Below are 14,368 nucleotides of genomic sequence, written 5' to 3' on the forward strand. Positions count from 1 at the left end.
GCTCCTATACACGTCAATGTTCTCTGAGCCAGGTTTCGTAGCGCTGGTGGAAGACATCATCCCGGCTGAGTCCGCGTTCCAGGCGGGACAGGGCGGTGGGCCAGACGTGGAGGGCGTCGGCGGCTTGCTGAAGGGTCAGGTGCTTAGCTGTGCGTGTTGTCCGGAGGGTTCCGGCGTCGGGTGCGGGGCGCGGGTGGCGGAGTTGGTCGTAGATTTCCCGGGCGACGTAGCGTTTGAGGCAACGCATGATTTCTTTGGTGCTTTTGCCCTCCTGACGCCGTCTGGCTACGTAGGCCCTGGTTCTGCTGTCGTAGCGCATCCGCACAAGGACCACGTGGTGGATGGCTTTGTTGGCCTGCCGGTCGCCGGCGCGGCTGAGCCGGTGACGGGACGTCTTTCCCGATGATGCGGGGATCGGTGCGACGCCGACCAGGGCGGCGAACTTCGCCTCTGTGGTGATGCGTTCGGGGTTGTCGCCCGCGGTGACCAGCAGCTGGCTGGCGACGTCGGTGCCGACGCCCTGAAGGTCGCGCAGCATCGGTGCGTGGAAGGCGAGGATGGCGTCGAGTTCGGCATCGATCTGTGCCAGCTCGTGGTGCAGGTGCCGGTAGCGGACGGCGAGCCGTTTCAGCACGGTCGCGGTGCTGGCCAGCGGCTCGGAGACCGGTCCGGCGGGCCGTGTCCTCTCCAGCGCGGCCATCAGGGCCGGGCTCGTCATGGCCCGGTATTTGGCGCGGATGCTCTCCGGCGCGGTCACCAGGATCGCCCTGACCTGGGCCATCACGGCGACCCGGGCGCGCATGGCGGTGGCACGTTCCGCGCGCAGCACCCGCAACGATTCCACCGCCCCGTCGCGGGATTTCGGGGTGGTGGCGGCGCGGCCGGCGAGCACCGATTCGGCGGCCTGGTAGGCATCGAGCGGGTCGGATTTTCCCTGCAGCCGGCGCGCCTGCCGGTTCGGGCGCATCACCTCCACGACGTGAATGCCCTCGCGCACGAGCACGCGTGAGAGTTCGGCACCGTAGCTGCCGGTCCCTTCCACGCCCACGGCGAGGACGGGACCGAATCCGGTGATGAAGTCGATGATCCCCTGGTCGCCGGCACCCGCGGCCGGGAATTCCCTGTCGGCCATGTGCCGGCCGGTATCGGTGATGACGGCGACATGGTGGGTATCGGCGTGGGTGTCGATCCCGGCGATGACTTTCGTTTGTTCGTTTGCCATGATGAAACTGCCCTGACCTTCCGTTGCGTGCGGTGGAACACGAAGGGCACGCCGGCCGGGTGGACAGACAAGACAGTAATGGGACTCTTCGAACAGGCTCCTATGAGGTCATGTCCACCTGGCCGCCGCGTCAACTGCAGGCTGTGGTGCGGCGGACAGATCAATGTCAAGACAAACCCTCACACGGGCGTCAGTCACACTTCGAGCCACGCCGCAACACAGGCCAATTCCATCATTACTGTCACGCCTTCCCAGAGGAACAGCACCGGGCGCCCGGGGTCGAACCCAGCGTCGGCAAGTTTGGCGAGCCAGTCATCCTTCTCGAAGTCAGCAGGTACGAACGTGACCTTGCGTGCGTCGATCCCTGCCTTGTCCAGCATGGCGCGTTTGACCGCCTGTGTCTTCGGGGCATCGACCTCGAAGGAGCTGACGGGCGTGTCCTGCGGGAGTCTGTACGGACGCGTGTCGAAACCGGCGCCGAGGATGACCAGCTGGTCGATCGCGGGAAGGAAGCGGTCCACGGCGCTGTCGAAGAACGTGACCCTGGCCGACGCCTCGGCCTGGGGAGGGATCCTGCCCTCGAAGGGGTAACGGAAGGTCTTCGGGACGTATCCGGTGACGCGGTGCGCCAAGACCGTCGGCCAGAATGCCAGCCGCATGCCCAGCCAGGGCACGCCGGGCAGGACGGGCAACAGCCGGTTCGCGGCCTGGTCTTCGCGCACGCCGAAATTGTGCATCGCCCACCTGGCCGAGAGCGGGGCTTGCGCACTGGTCGACACACCGGACGGTTTCGCGGCCCGGAGCTTGACCACCCAGATCGCATAGCCGAGTAGCGAGACCGGTAGCAGCACAATACTGAGCGCATAGAAGGCGACGGCGGCACCTGTCTGGCGCATTTCCCGTTCCTTTCGACTCATGGTGCTACCGGAGATCATGGAGTCTGCGTAGTCGCTTCTGAGCAGGTCCCGGCGCTGGGCGGATTCATTCCCTCATACTGCTCCCACTCCACTGCGGGCGCCATGCCCGTCCGGCTCCTTTCCAGGGCGCGACCACGCCCGGAGACGCGTTCACGGGGCGGCGAAGATTTCCTTGGCCGCCGTGATGGCGGACATCGCCTTGGGCCAGCCGGCGTAGAAGGCCAGATGGATGATGGCCTCTTTGAGTTCGGTCTCGGTCAGGCCGTTGGACTTGGCCCGGACGAGGTGTCCGCGGAGCTGTTCGGTGCTGCCGCTGGTGATGAGGCTGGCGACCGTGACGAGGCTGCGGTCCCGCGGGGAGAGTTCGATTCGTTCCCAGATATCGCCGAAGAGCACACGGTCTGTGAGGTCAACGAGTTCGGGGGCGAAGTCGCCGATGAGTTGCTGGGCCCGGGTCTGGTTTGAATCGCTCATAATGGAGTCCTTTCGGGAGATGTGAAGAGCAGGTTGGTAGCCGCCGAGCGGAGATGAAGCTGGCGGGCTTGTCCGCTCTGAAGGAGCAGGGTCAGTCGATCCTGCGGCTTCCCAGCCAGCTCACCATGGCGGGGTCGCGGTGGTCGAAGAAGAGGCTGGCGCCGGTGTCCAGGGTGGCGATCTGGCTCATCTGCTCGTCGGTGAGGGTGAAGTCGAAGACATCAAGGTTCTGGGCCATCCGATCGGGACGCACGGACTTGGGGATGACGACGACCTCGCGCTGGATGAGCCAGCGGAGCACGACCTGGGCGACAGACTTGCCGTGGGCCTCGGCGATGGCGCTGAGGACCGGATCGGTGAACAGGTTGTTCTTTCCCTCGGCGAACGGCCCCCAGGATTCGATCTGGACGCCGCGTTCGCGCATCAGCGCCTGATCGGCGGCGCGTTGGTGGAAGGGGTGGGTCTCGATCTGGTTGACGGCCGGGACGATCTCGTTGTGGTCGATGAGATCAACCAGCCGGTCCGGGTGGAAGTTGGACACGCCGATGGCACGGGCCAGGCCTTCCTTGTTGATGTCCTGCATGGCCCGCCACTCGCTGTAGTAGTCCCCGAGCGGCTGGTGGATCAGGTACAGGTCGAGGTAGTCCAGGCCGAGCCGGCGGAGTGAGTTTCCGAAGGCCCGCTTCGTGTCCTCTTGAACGTTGCCGGTCGGGGCGTGCTGGATCCAGAGCTTGGTGGTGACGAAGAGTTCCTCGCGCGCGATTCCGCTCGCCTTGATCGCTGCGCCCACGGCTTCCTCGTTGCCGTAGGAGGCCGCCGTGTCCAGGTGGCGGTAACCGGCCGCGAGGGCGGCTTCGACGGCGGCCTGGGTTTCGCCGTCGGGGATCTGGAAGACTCCGAAGCCCAGGATCGGCATCTGGACGCCGTTGTTGAGGGTCACGGTTTTCATGGGGTTTCCTTTGTTGGGGTGTGGGCTGTTTCGTAGTCCTGGTCGGTGACGGGTTCAAGCCAGGTGGAGCTCTGCCCGTCGTGATGCTCGACCATGGCCAGGTGGCACATCATGTTGTCCCTGGTGGCGCCGTGCCAGTGTTCCTCGCCGGGCGGGGTGTGGACCGTGTCCCCGGGGCGCATGGCGATGACTGTGCCGTCGCGGGTGCCGACGAGCCCGGTCCCGTCGGTGCAGTGCAGGGTCTGGCCGAGGGGGTGGGAGTGCCAGTTTGTGCGGGCGCCCGGGGTAAACCGGACCATTGCAGCCACGAGTCTGGAGGGGGCCTCGCCGTTGTGCAGCGCGTTGACGAAGACGTCTCCGGTAAACCTCGACGTCGGGCCCTTGGCCGCGGGGGTGGGAGGTGTGAGCTTCATCCGGGATTCCTGTATTCCTGTGGTCATGTGTCGTTTGCTTGTGGATCTTCGCTGCCGCATTTGCTGTAGTTGCTCTGCCCGGCGAGAACGGCGCCGAAGACGGCGAGGCAGAAACGGAACTGATTCAAGGGAACCAGCCCTCGCGTGCACGCGGGAGTGTCTGTTGTGCGGTGTACTGTCAGTTCCTGTTAGAGCCACAAAGGGCCTCGTAACGTAGTAGCCATGGACAACAGCAAGGACGTCCGCGAGTTCCTGACGAGCCGGCGGTCACGCATCACGCCGGCCCAGGCCGGGATACCCGCGTACGGCGGGGCCAGAAGGGTGCCCGGGCTCAAACGCGAGGAAGTCGCGATGCTTGCCGGCGTCAGCACGGAGTACTACGCCCGCCTCGAACGGGGAAACCTTCGAGGCGTGTCCGACTCCGTCCTCGAATCCCTCGCACGCACCCTCCAGCTCGACGAGGCTGAGCGAACCCACCTGCTGGACCTGGCCAGGGCCTCCGCGCCATCGGAGGCCCCGGCCGCGCGCCGGCTGCGGACAGAAGTGCGCCCGAGTGTGGAACGGATCCTGGCTGGGATGACGGGGACGCCGGCCTACGTCCGCAACGCCAGGATGGATATCGTGGCCGCGAACAGCCTGTGCTTCACCCTGTACACGGACATCCTTAGCCCTGCGACGCTGCCGCTGAACCTCGCACGGTTCATGTTCCTCGACCCGCGGTCGCAGGACTTCTTCGTTGAATGGGCCACCCTTGCGGATGATCTTGCCGCCGCCCTCCGCACCGAATCCGGACGCAACCCACACGACAGAGCCTTGAGTAACCTCATCGGGGACCTCGCCACTGGAAGCACGGAATTCTCGACACGATGGGCACGGCACAACGTCCGCTTCCACCGCTCAGCCCGCAAGACCCTTCACAACCCGCTCGTTGGAGACATCGAACTTACCGGCGACGCACTCGAGCTCCCCGGCGAGGGCCTGACCCTCATCGCCTACACCGCCGAACCCGGAAGCCATGCCCAGGAGCAGCTCGACTTCCTCACCCGCTGGAGTGCAACCGGAAAACGCCCGATCGAACCGGCCCCAGCCAATCCGCACACCGCAATGACCAGGCCGTCCGAAGGGGACTCGCGGGACTGAGCAGGGTCGCCACGTATCGCGCGGACAAGGCCCAGTTGCTGGTCCTGGAGTCCTGACCGGCAATGCCCGGGCACTCAGGAGGGCCGATGTCTTGCCGCGGCAGGCCCGTCCCTTCGAGCGCGAAGGACGAGCAGCATGGCCAGTCCTGCCAGAGTGACGGCGCCGAATCCGATGATGGCGGACGAGATGCCGAAGGCTTCCGCGCCCAGCCCCAGCAGGGCCGAACCGAACGGGGTGGTGCCGGCCAGCAGCAGCACGAACAGGCTCATGACCCGGCCGCGGAGCCGGTCCGGCGTGAGTCCTTGGAGACGGGTGTTGACAGTGGTCGTGAACACCGTGCCGCTGAGGCCGGCCAGGGCCATGAGCCCCAGACTCACCGGGTAGGACTGTGAGATGCCCAGGAGGATCAAAATCACTGCAAGGACAGCGCCCGAGACGATCATCCGGCGATCGTTGCTGCCGCCTACAACGACCAGGCCGATGCCGGCTACCAGGGAACCGGCACCGAACGCCGACATGAGCGCGCCGAAGCCGACGGACGCCACGTTCAGCACGTCGCGGGCCAGCAACGGCGCTGCCACCGGCCAGTTGTAGCCGAATGTCCCCACCACGGCCAAAGCCCCAAGGACAAAGAGGACGGCGGGGGTGTGGAGGACATACTGCAGGCCCTCGCGCAGGGCGCCGTGACGGGCCGGTTTGCTCCGGGAGAGGCGAAGCTCGCCGGTGCGCAGGACCAGCAACGCGGTCAGTGCCGCGGCAAAGCTGGCCGCATTCATGAAAAAGACCGCCGCGGCCGAAAGCTGGGCCACCGCCAGCCCGCCAAGGGCGAAGCCGATCATCCGGCTGGAATTGAACTGCACACTGTTCATGGCCACGGCATCCGGCACCAGCGTGAGGCCCACCATCTCGGGGACAAACGCCTGCTGTGCGGGATTGTTGAACGCGTTGGAGACTCCAAGGATGAACGCCAGGAGGGCCAGTTGCCAGATTTGCGGGGACCCGGTCAGGGCGAGAAAGCCAAGGACAAGCGCCTGCACCGTGGCGAGGGCCTGGGCTGCCAGCATTATTGTGCGCTTCGGGAAGCGATCGGCCAGGACTCCCGCCGGCAGCACGAACAGCAGCAGCGGCAGGAACTGCAACGTGGTCACCAGACCCAGCACTGCCGGTGACCCGCTGATGTCCAGCACAAGCCAGGCCATCGCCACCATCTGCATCCAAGTGCCCGTGCCGGAGATGAGCTGCCCCGTCCAAAAGAGCGCAAAGTTCCGCACCCGCAGCGCCCGCAATAGGTCAACCGCACGCCGCGGAGGCGGAGCCCCGGGCGCCATTCCGGGCACCGGCGGGCCCGTGCTGTCAGGGCCCGCGCTGTCCGGACTCAGGCTCTCAGGCGGCATCGCCGATCTGCCTCTCCATGGGTTCCCCGCGGCATGAGCTCTTCGCGCCGGTTCCTCCCGACGAAGGCTCCGGAATGGGTCTAGTCGGCGAGGATGTGGTACAGCGCGCGGCGGGTTTCGTCGATTTTCTCCATCGCGGCATTGCGCTGTTCCTCGGTGGCCGAGAAGCGGAACTGGTGGATGACGCCCATGAGCTTTCCTACGCTCTGGTGAAATGCCGGTCCGGATCCCTGGGAATCGGTGCTCCACGCATTGTCCAGCTCCTCGGCGTGGTCGGCTACATAGGCCTTGCCCGCATCGGTGAGAGTGAATTCCGTGCGCCGGCCTTCACTGACGGGCGCGATGAGTTCTTCATCAACGAGCTGCTGCAGCGTCGGGTAGACGGAGCCCGGGCTTGGACGCCAGGCCCCGGACGTCCTCTCCGCGATTGTCTTGATCAGGCCGTAGCCGTTGGATGGTGATTCGGCCAGGAGGGAGAGAATCGCCGAACGAACATCGCCCTTGTTGGCCCGACGTGAACCGCCGGGGCCAAAGCCGGGTCCAAAGCCCGGCCCGGGACCGGGTCCGAATCCTGGCCCAAACCCGCGGCCCGGCCCGAAACCGCCGTGTCCGTGGGGTCCGCGGCGGCTTCTGCCGCGCCCGAAGCGTCCCTGGGCGGGTCCGCCGTCCGTGAATTTGTCGTCGTGAATGCCTTTCATACCGGCATCGTCCTTCCGTTTGAGGTGCGTTCCTCAGATGATCACCGATCCTTCGGCGATAGTTAACGATATATCGGAGACTGTCGCCGGTCAACGGCCAATTTAGCTGGATGATCGTCTGCTCAGCCCTTCCGCGGGCTCTCCTGTGTCCCCGACTTGTCGCCGGGGACCTGCCAGGTGGTGCCGAGGACGGCGGTCAAGGCCATGGCGACCAGCGCCGCCTTGAGTCCGGTGCCGCCGGCCGTCAGCGGCGGGATGGGGCGGTAGACGATCATCGGGGTCCTCCTTGGAGCGGTGTTCCTGTAACCACTTTCCTGCCGCGGAATTGTCGGGGGCTGAGGGGAACCTTTGCCCTGGCTGTGCAGCGGCCTGTCAGTCGTCGCCGGCGAAAAGGCTCACAGTCTGTTCACAGCGGCGCGACAGACGGTCGACAGTCCCGGGTTTGAGGATGGGGACACAGCTTGACCGGGACTCCGGGGGCGGACGCAGCATCGGGGGTGCGTCCGCCCCAAGCCCACGAATGCCAGCCGGCGTCCCCTGGCGGCCCCGGCCGGCAGTGGACGTTCACAGAAGACATGAGCACACGTTCGCCCGCAGGTCAGGCGGGAGGTCGACACAGGCAATAACGACGAGATCAGGATGACCCATGAGCGAGCACGACCATCTCACGCACAGCGACAACGCACGAGCCGGTGCAGACCCGGCACGGCCGGAGGCGCCCCGGGCAGGAGCAGTCGCGGCAACCGGCCGGAAACCCGGGAGGCGGGTTGGCACCGGCGTGTTCGTTGCCTGCCTGGTGGCCGCGGGTGCCTTGGGCGGGGGTGTGGCTGCAGCGGCGACGTCGATCTGGAACACCGCAGCCCCGGCCGCCGGCACCACCCAAACGACCCAATACACGCCGGTGATTGTCAACAATCCCGAGAGCGTCAACGCCGTGACAGCGGCCGCGCAGAAGGCCTCGCCCAGTGTGGTGACTATCAGCGCCAGCTCCGGCACTTCCGGCGGTACCGGATCGGGCATCATTCTGGACACGTCCGGCAATATTCTGACCAATACCCACGTGGTCACCCTGGACGGACAGGCCGCGAACGCGGCCATCGAGGTTCGGACGAACGACGGCAAGGTCTACCCCGGGACCATTGTCGGAACGGATCCGCTCTCGGACCTGGCCATCGTCCACATCACTGCCCCGGGGCTGGTGGCGGCGTCCCTGGGCGACTCCGGCAAGGTCAAGGTCGGTGACACCGCCATTGCTATCGGAGCACCCCTGGGGCTGAGCGGAACGGTGACGGACGGCGTCGTTTCGGCAGCAAACCGCACCATCGAGACCGCTTCCTCGGCCGCGCCCGGCTCGCAGAGCGGGTCCTCCGGTGCCGCGCAGGATTCCATCAGCATCAACGTCATCCAAACGGATGCGGCCATCAACCCGGGAAACTCCGGCGGCGCCTTGGTGAACACCAGCGGCGAGATCATCGGAGTCAACGTGGCCATCGCCTCGGCCGGATCCACGTCCTCCTCCTCAGCCCAGTCGGGGAACATCGGCGTCGGCTTCTCCATCCCGGTCAACGACGCGAAACGCGTCGCCCGGGAGATCATCGGCACGGGCACGGCCACGCACGGCCAACTCGGCCTCTCGGTGCAGGACAAGGCCGCGGGAACCTCGTCGGGATTCACGACCGGGGCAGAGGTGGCTGCCGTGACCACGGGCTCCGCGGCGGACAAGGCCGGCTTGAAAGCCGGCGACGTGATCACTGAGCTGGGCGGCCGGACTGTGACTGATGCTTCCGAGCTCACGGCGGCAGCGCGGGAACAGGCCGCCGGGGCCACCGTCAAGGCCACTTTCGACCGCGACGGCGGGCAGCACAGCACTGACGTCACCCTCGGCGCGGCCACCGCGGGCTGACGCCGCGGCCCGCCGGGCCCACATCGGAGTCCCGGCGTTAGGGTAGGGCATGATCGATAAGCGAAAGACTTGGCACGAAACCCATAAGGAATCCTTGACGCGGGGCCAACGGGCTGCGGATGTCATGCGGAACGGGATGGGCAGCTGGCCGTTCGTCGGCGGTTTCATCGGCTTCATGATCGTGTGGGCGGCAGTCAACAGCTGGGCGCTGGCGAACAACGCCTGGGATCCGTATCCGTATATTCTGTTGAATCTCTTTCTTTCGATGCTGGCGGGGCTGCAGGGAGCGATTCTTCTGATCGCGGCCAAGCGGCAGGACGCGATTGCCGCAGCGATGGCCCAGCACGACCGCGACACCAACGTGAAGTCCAAGGAGGAGATCGACCTGCTGATGGCCATCAACAGTCAACAGCTGGAGATCCTTCGCGAGCTGCGGGCCCTTGCGGGCGCCGGAATCGTCAGGATTGATGCCGGCGCCGGCGCCTAGGGTTTCTCGACCCTCAGAGTTTGGCCGGAGCTTCCGGCAGCGAGAGGCGCGCGGCCAGGCCTGAGAGCAGGATGGTGATTCCTTCATCCAGTTCAGCCATCCCGTCGTAGTCGGCGAGGACCGGGGCGAGGGCGCGGAGGTGAGGGAAGTCCTTCGGTGGCAGGCGGTGCAGGCCCAGGCGGAGAAGCGCTTCGTTTTCGTCGGGGTCAACGATGAATTCCTGCAGTTCGTTGAGGATGTGCCCGTAAAGGAATCCGTAGTAGGCGCGGTAGACGTGCAGTGCATCGGTGGGCGCGAATCCGGCGTCGATCAGCAGGGACAGGATCTGCTCCAGCGGCCGCAGTGTCCCAAGTGGCCTGAGGCCCAAGGGCGTTGATAGGGGCCGGGTCACGAGGAGGGGCACAACATTGGGGTGCCGGAGCGCCAGGAGCCGCAGGTCGTGGGCGATGCGGCGGAGCTGCGCCTGCCAGTCGGGATCATCGGGAAAGATGGCCAGTTCATTCAGGACGAGTTCTGAGACTCCGTCCAGCAGTGCTGCGCGGTTTTCGGCGTAGCGGTACAGGCCCATGGGATCCCGTCCCAGTTCCTGGCCGAGCCTGCGCATGGTGAGGGCGTCGAGTCCTTCAGCGTCCACCAGGGCCAGCGCCGCGGACAGAACAATCTCACGACTGAGCCGCTTCTTCTTGCCGGTTGCCGCTGGGGGCGCCGGGTTCGCTTCGGGCGACATCGTGTTCCGTTCGGGTCGGGGACAAGTCACACTGCCAGGACAATAGACAGGTTGCTTAATATGTAGTCTACGCCTACAGTCTACATTGTAGAAAAGTTGCTTGGCTGACCTCCGCGGCACGTGGATTTCCGGCCCGATAACCTTCTATCCCCGGATCTGCGGCTACGCAGCAGCCCGGGATCATGCTTCGACGCCGCGTGCACGGCCTTGAAGCCAGCTGCTGTAGCCACACGGCGGCACAGACTGCACCGCGAGGAATCGAGCCACACATGGCAACTTCTCACTATGACCAATTCCTGCAGGAAGCCACCACCCGTGACCCTGCATCCGATCGCGCCCTGGGCCGGGACCCGCTCTACGGGCTGTACACCAGCTGGTGCTTCCTGAGCCAGGCCGCGCCCCGCTCCGAAGACGCATTCTGGGCGGCCATGAAGAAGAAACAGGTCCACCCCAAGGGCACCGGCCTCCGCATGAAAGGCCCGGCCGCGGCGGACTACATCCTGGCCAGCTACCCGGTCCTGGTCTGAGCCGGATGTCAATCACATCCAGCACTTACCTGCCCCGGGACGCCCATCAGCCCCGGGGCCGCCGGCCCTGGTGCGCGAGCTGCGACACCGACCGGCACCTGACCGCGGACTCCGTCACCATGATGAATCCGCGGCAGGAGACCCTTGCCGCCGCCATCAGCTGCACCCAGTGCGGCAACTCGCATGTGGTGGCTACGACTGCGGCCTTCCTCGCAGCCATCCCGGGATGGGACGGGGACAGTGGCGGCTCCGTACGCCGCGACGACGCCTACCGCCACTGCCAGGAGCCGATGTCCGCGGTGGAGCCGGCCAGCGCCCTGCCCAAAATGCCATCCGCGACCTCTGGCGTGGCTTAGGCTTTACGGCATGGGACTAATAATCACACTACTTATCATTTGGCTCCTTCTTTCGATCCTTGGCTTCGCCGTGAAGGGCCTGCTTTGGCTGGCCATCATCGGCTTGGTGCTGCTCGTGGCCACGGCTGTTTGGGGCTGGGTGAAGCGGAAGGCCAAGGCCTGAGGCTCAACTGATCTCCTTCGGCGGCGGCCGGTCCAACACACACGGGACCGGCCGCCGCTTTCGTGTATGCCCTGACCTTGCGGGGCGCTGTCGGCGTCGCTGTTGCCCATGGCCGGAAGCCAGCGGCCGCCGGTGCGCACGGAGCGGGCCAGCATGGAATCCCACGTGTTGATGGCGTACTCGTCGTCGGCGGTCCACGGACCGGTCCACACTTCGACTGCGTCGGCCTCGTCGTATCCGAACTTCCAGCGGCAGGCGAGCCAGGCTACGGCTGGTGCTTCGTGTGGGCTTCCGGTGTCCAGGTAGCTGGGGTGATTCTGCCGCCATAGATGGGGAGCTCGATGGGAGGGTCATCGGTCCGGAACTGCGACCACATCCGGTTCAATCCTGCAGTACCTTCTGAACGGACCCGCCCCGGGTGCCCCATGTCCAGCGCTGCGGAGAGCACGCAGGGGGAGTCGTCCGGAGCTTCGGACAGGACGGCGCCCTCGGGGTCCACGATGATGCTGCGTCCCTGGCCGGTGGGCCCGGCGCAGTTGACGCTGATCATGAACACCTGGTTGACGATTGCGTTGGCGCGGGCGAGGATCAGCTCCTGGGCCCGGTCCGGGGTGGTGGTCTTGACGACATTGATGATGACGTCGGCTCCCATCCAGGCCAGCTGGCGGGTGACCTCGGGGAACCAGGCGTCGTAGCAGATGGACAGGCCGGCCCTGCCGAATCCGGGTAGATCGACCGTCACAAAAGTGTCTCCGGGGTCGTAGGGTTCGAACGGGCGCCAGGGGAAGATCTTCCGGTAGCTTGCCGCCAGGGCACCCTCGGGGGAGAGCACCAGGGACGTGTTGAACAGCTGTCCATGCGGCCCGCGTTCGCAGATGCTCCCGGGGACCAACCAGAGCTTGAGGTCTCCGGCGAGTTGCCTCAACTCATTGACGAGCGGCCCGTCGAGCGGCTGCGCGGCCTCCTGGAGCGCTTCGGTTCGTTGCCTGTCCGGGACTCCGTCGCTGAAGAGGTGGAGTTCGGGGAAAACCATCAGCTGCGTTTCGGGGTATTCCGCCAGAACGCGCGCGGCTTCATCGGCGAAGCCGCGGAAGGGCCCGCCAATCGGGCGCCCCGGGGCCTGGACGGCTGCAACAGCAAGGTTCGACATCGGCGGTTACCTTTGAACGGACGGCTATGGGGGACGGCCGACGGCGGGATCGGCTCGCATCGCCCGATCCGCTTCCGGCCGCCCGCCGGTCTGTGGGGCAAGAGACCCGACGATGCCTGCCGTTGAGCCCAATAGTGCCCTCCGACAGCTCTTGACATTCGCACGATATGGCGACCACGATTCTGTCATCCCTACCAGGGGAACGACACGATTCGAGTTTACTCTTGCCCGCGATCTGCACGTGATTCTCTTCATACCCTTAGGGCGGCCCCGCAGGTTCCGGCCGCAGCCTTCGATCCCGCACTGATGCTGACGGCATCGCACCATCCAGGAGACATGTCATGAGTACAGCCACAGGTCAGGCGGCGGGCGGAGGACTCGAGGTCCGGTCGATTGACTATGTTCCGCTCAACGAGAGGCATGGAAAGGTCTCGCACATTGGGCCGCTCTGGTTCATGAGCAACGCCCAGATCGCCACGCTCGCGGTGGGTCTGATCAGCATCACGACCGGAGGGAACCTGATCTGGTCATTGATCGCCATCGCCATCGGCGTGCTGGTGGGCACCTTGTTCATGGCGGCGCACTCCTCTCAGGGTCCGCAGCTCGGGTTGCCCCAGATGATCCAGTCCCGTCCACAGTTCGGGTACGTGGGGGCCCTGCTGGTGTGGCTCTTCGCCTACCTGCAGTACGCGGGATTCAATGTCTTCAACACCGTCCTGGCCGGCGAGGCCGTGACCGGGTCCCTTCACATCGGAAACGCAACCCTCTGGTTCTGGGTCATCACGATTATCGCCGCCGCCGTCGCACTGTTCGGCTATGACCTGATCCACGGCTTCGAACGCTATCTGACCTACCTGACCATCATCATGCTGGCGCTGCTGACGGTGGCTGTCCTCACCCACCTTGACCTGCCCGGCGGCGCGTTCAATCTGGCCGATTTCCATCTCGTCCCCTTCCTGGGACAACTGGGCGTGGCGGCCGGCTACCAAATTTCCTGGGCCATTTACGTCTCGGACTATTCCCGCTACCTGCCCCCGGAATCCGGGCGCGGGACGTTCCAGTGGACGTTCTGGGGGAGTGCCCTGGGCGGTATCTGGGTCATGTTCCTGGGATCATTCATTGCCGCGGCAGCCGGCACGGAGTTCGATACCATCACCTCGATCCAGGACACTGCCAACAAGTTGTTCCCGGGGTTCGGGGCGATCGCATTGTTCATCGCTTCCCTTGGGCTCCTGTCGGTCACGGCATTGAACATGTATGGCGGGTCCCTGACCCTGATCTCGTCCATCGACAGCCTGCGCCGCATCCGGCCCACCGTCAAAATCCGCGTCGTCACGATCGTGATCACCGCGGCCATCTCACTCGTCTTCGCCAACTTCGCATCCGCGGACTTCCTCGCCAACTTCAACGACTTCCTGCTGCTGGTGCTGTACTTCTTCATCCCGTGGACAGCGGTGAACCTTACGGACTACTTCGTCGTCCGCAAGGGCCACTATGCCATCGCGGAGATCTTCCATCCTCACGGCATTTACGGACGCTGGGGCTGGCCCGGAATCACGTCTTACCTCGTGGGCTTCTTGGTCATGATTCCCTTCTTCTCCGCCGGAAAACTCTTCGTCGGACCCGCGGCCGAGGCAATGGGTGGCGCTGACATCTCCCTGTTCATTGGCCTGCCGGTCTCGGCCGTCCTCTACTGGGCACTCACCCGCCGCATCGACACTGCTGCGGAATGGCGCCTGGCAAAGACCCAGGCAACCGAACTTGAGGAAGCCGCGAAGATGCACGTCGAGCCCTAATCCGGCGTCGAGCCCCAGTCCGGCGCAGGAACAGACGGGTGGGTGCGGCGGC

Annotated in this window: 17 protein-coding genes; 7 read left to right on the plus strand and 10 right to left on the minus strand. The window is 65.5% G+C overall.

Translation table 11 applies throughout. The annotated features are described in order from the left end of the window. Window positions 1-13: 13 nt before the first annotated feature. From ABD243_RS10485 to ABD243_RS10505, 5 genes are all read right to left on the minus strand, one after another. Window positions 14-1,222, minus strand: coding sequence for an IS110 family RNA-guided transposase (locus tag ABD243_RS10485; protein ID WP_344365108.1), 1,209 nt, complete (start codon window positions 1,220-1,222; stop codon window positions 14-16). 194 nt (window positions 1,223-1,416) lie between these two features. Continuing rightward, on the minus strand, window positions 1,417-2,118 hold the full coding sequence (locus tag ABD243_RS10490; protein ID WP_344365110.1) for a class I SAM-dependent methyltransferase: 702 nt from the start codon (window positions 2,116-2,118) through the stop codon (window positions 1,417-1,419). 171 nt (window positions 2,119-2,289) lie between these two features. Beyond that, window positions 2,290-2,613, minus strand: coding sequence for a carboxymuconolactone decarboxylase family protein (locus ABD243_RS10495; protein ID WP_344365112.1), 324 nt, complete (start codon window positions 2,611-2,613; stop codon window positions 2,290-2,292). Between the two features lie 91 nt (window positions 2,614-2,704). Next, window positions 2,705-3,562, minus strand: coding sequence for an aldo/keto reductase (locus ABD243_RS10500; RefSeq protein ID WP_344365115.1), 858 nt, complete (start codon window positions 3,560-3,562; stop codon window positions 2,705-2,707). Beyond that, window positions 3,559-4,002 (minus strand): (R)-mandelonitrile lyase, encoded by a 444-nt coding sequence (locus ABD243_RS10505; protein ID WP_344365117.1) that lies wholly within the window; start codon window positions 4,000-4,002, stop codon window positions 3,559-3,561. The genes ABD243_RS10500 and ABD243_RS10505 overlap by 4 nt, the downstream gene beginning before the upstream one ends. A 195-nt stretch (window positions 4,003-4,197) precedes the next feature. Between ABD243_RS10505 and ABD243_RS10510 the strand changes: the two genes are divergently transcribed. Beyond that, window positions 4,198-5,115, plus strand: a complete 918-nt coding sequence (locus ABD243_RS10510; RefSeq protein WP_344365120.1) for a helix-turn-helix transcriptional regulator — start codon at window positions 4,198-4,200, stop codon at window positions 5,113-5,115. A 74-nt stretch (window positions 5,116-5,189) separates the two neighbouring features. Here the strand turns inward: ABD243_RS10510 and ABD243_RS10515 are convergent, their stop codons facing one another. The 3 genes from ABD243_RS10515 to ABD243_RS10525 all read right to left on the minus strand — a co-directional run bounded on the left by ABD243_RS10515 (window position 5,190) and on the right by ABD243_RS10525 (window position 7,482). Beyond that, window positions 5,190-6,386: an MFS transporter gene (locus ABD243_RS10515; RefSeq protein ID WP_344365122.1), complete on the minus strand. Its 1,197-nt coding sequence runs from the start codon at window positions 6,384-6,386 to the stop codon at window positions 5,190-5,192. A 203-nt stretch (window positions 6,387-6,589) separates the two neighbouring features. After that, window positions 6,590-7,207: a PadR family transcriptional regulator gene (locus ABD243_RS10520; RefSeq protein WP_344365125.1), complete on the minus strand. Its 618-nt coding sequence runs from the start codon at window positions 7,205-7,207 to the stop codon at window positions 6,590-6,592. A gap of 122 nt (window positions 7,208-7,329) precedes the next feature. Further along, on the minus strand, window positions 7,330-7,482 hold the full coding sequence (locus tag ABD243_RS10525) for a hypothetical protein (protein ID WP_344365128.1): 153 nt from the start codon (window positions 7,480-7,482) through the stop codon (window positions 7,330-7,332). Between the two features lie 371 nt (window positions 7,483-7,853). On the opposite strand from ABD243_RS10525, the gene ABD243_RS10530 reads away from it, so the two are divergent. Both ABD243_RS10530 and ABD243_RS10535 read left to right on the plus strand, forming a co-directional pair. Continuing rightward, window positions 7,854-9,110 (plus strand): S1C family serine protease, encoded by a 1,257-nt coding sequence (locus ABD243_RS10530; RefSeq protein ID WP_344365130.1) that lies wholly within the window; start codon window positions 7,854-7,856, stop codon window positions 9,108-9,110. A 136-nt stretch (window positions 9,111-9,246) separates the two neighbouring features. Then, window positions 9,247-9,597 (plus strand): DUF1003 domain-containing protein, encoded by a 351-nt coding sequence (locus tag ABD243_RS10535; protein WP_425547174.1) that lies wholly within the window; start codon window positions 9,247-9,249, stop codon window positions 9,595-9,597. Window positions 9,598-9,610: 13 nt separating this feature from the next. Here the strand turns inward: ABD243_RS10535 and ABD243_RS10540 are convergent, their stop codons facing one another. Further along, window positions 9,611-10,324 (minus strand): TetR/AcrR family transcriptional regulator C-terminal domain-containing protein, encoded by a 714-nt coding sequence (locus ABD243_RS10540; protein WP_344365135.1) that lies wholly within the window; start codon window positions 10,322-10,324, stop codon window positions 9,611-9,613. Window positions 10,325-10,593: 269 nt separating this feature from the next. Between ABD243_RS10540 and ABD243_RS10545 the strand changes: the two genes are divergently transcribed. The 3 genes from ABD243_RS10545 to ABD243_RS10555 are packed head-to-tail and all read left to right on the plus strand — an operon-like array spanning window position 10,594 to window position 11,370. Beyond that, window positions 10,594-10,851, plus strand: a complete 258-nt coding sequence (locus ABD243_RS10545; protein WP_091248726.1) for a hypothetical protein — start codon at window positions 10,594-10,596, stop codon at window positions 10,849-10,851. 5 nt (window positions 10,852-10,856) lie between these two features. Further along, complete coding sequence (locus tag ABD243_RS10550) at window positions 10,857-11,207, plus strand: hypothetical protein (protein WP_344365137.1); 351 nt, start codon at window positions 10,857-10,859, stop codon at window positions 11,205-11,207. Between the two features lie 10 nt (window positions 11,208-11,217). Further along, window positions 11,218-11,370 (plus strand): LPXTG cell wall anchor domain-containing protein, encoded by a 153-nt coding sequence (locus ABD243_RS10555; RefSeq protein ID WP_116766408.1) that lies wholly within the window; start codon window positions 11,218-11,220, stop codon window positions 11,368-11,370. Window positions 11,371-11,635: 265 nt separating this feature from the next. Here the strand turns inward: ABD243_RS10555 and ABD243_RS10560 are convergent, their stop codons facing one another. Further along, the gene (locus tag ABD243_RS10560) at window positions 11,636-12,520 is read right to left on the minus strand and encodes a carbon-nitrogen hydrolase family protein (RefSeq protein WP_344365140.1); all 885 of its coding nucleotides are present in this window, start codon (window positions 12,518-12,520) and stop codon (window positions 11,636-11,638) included. A gap of 341 nt (window positions 12,521-12,861) precedes the next feature. On the opposite strand from ABD243_RS10560, the gene ABD243_RS10565 reads away from it, so the two are divergent. Further along, on the plus strand, window positions 12,862-14,316 hold the full coding sequence (locus tag ABD243_RS10565; protein WP_344365143.1) for a purine-cytosine permease family protein: 1,455 nt from the start codon (window positions 12,862-12,864) through the stop codon (window positions 14,314-14,316). Window positions 14,317-14,368: the final 52 nt, after the last annotated feature.

Source organism: Arthrobacter humicola, from assembly GCF_039531445.1.
Taxonomy (GTDB): Bacteria; Actinomycetota; Actinomycetes; order Actinomycetales; family Micrococcaceae; genus Arthrobacter; species Arthrobacter humicola.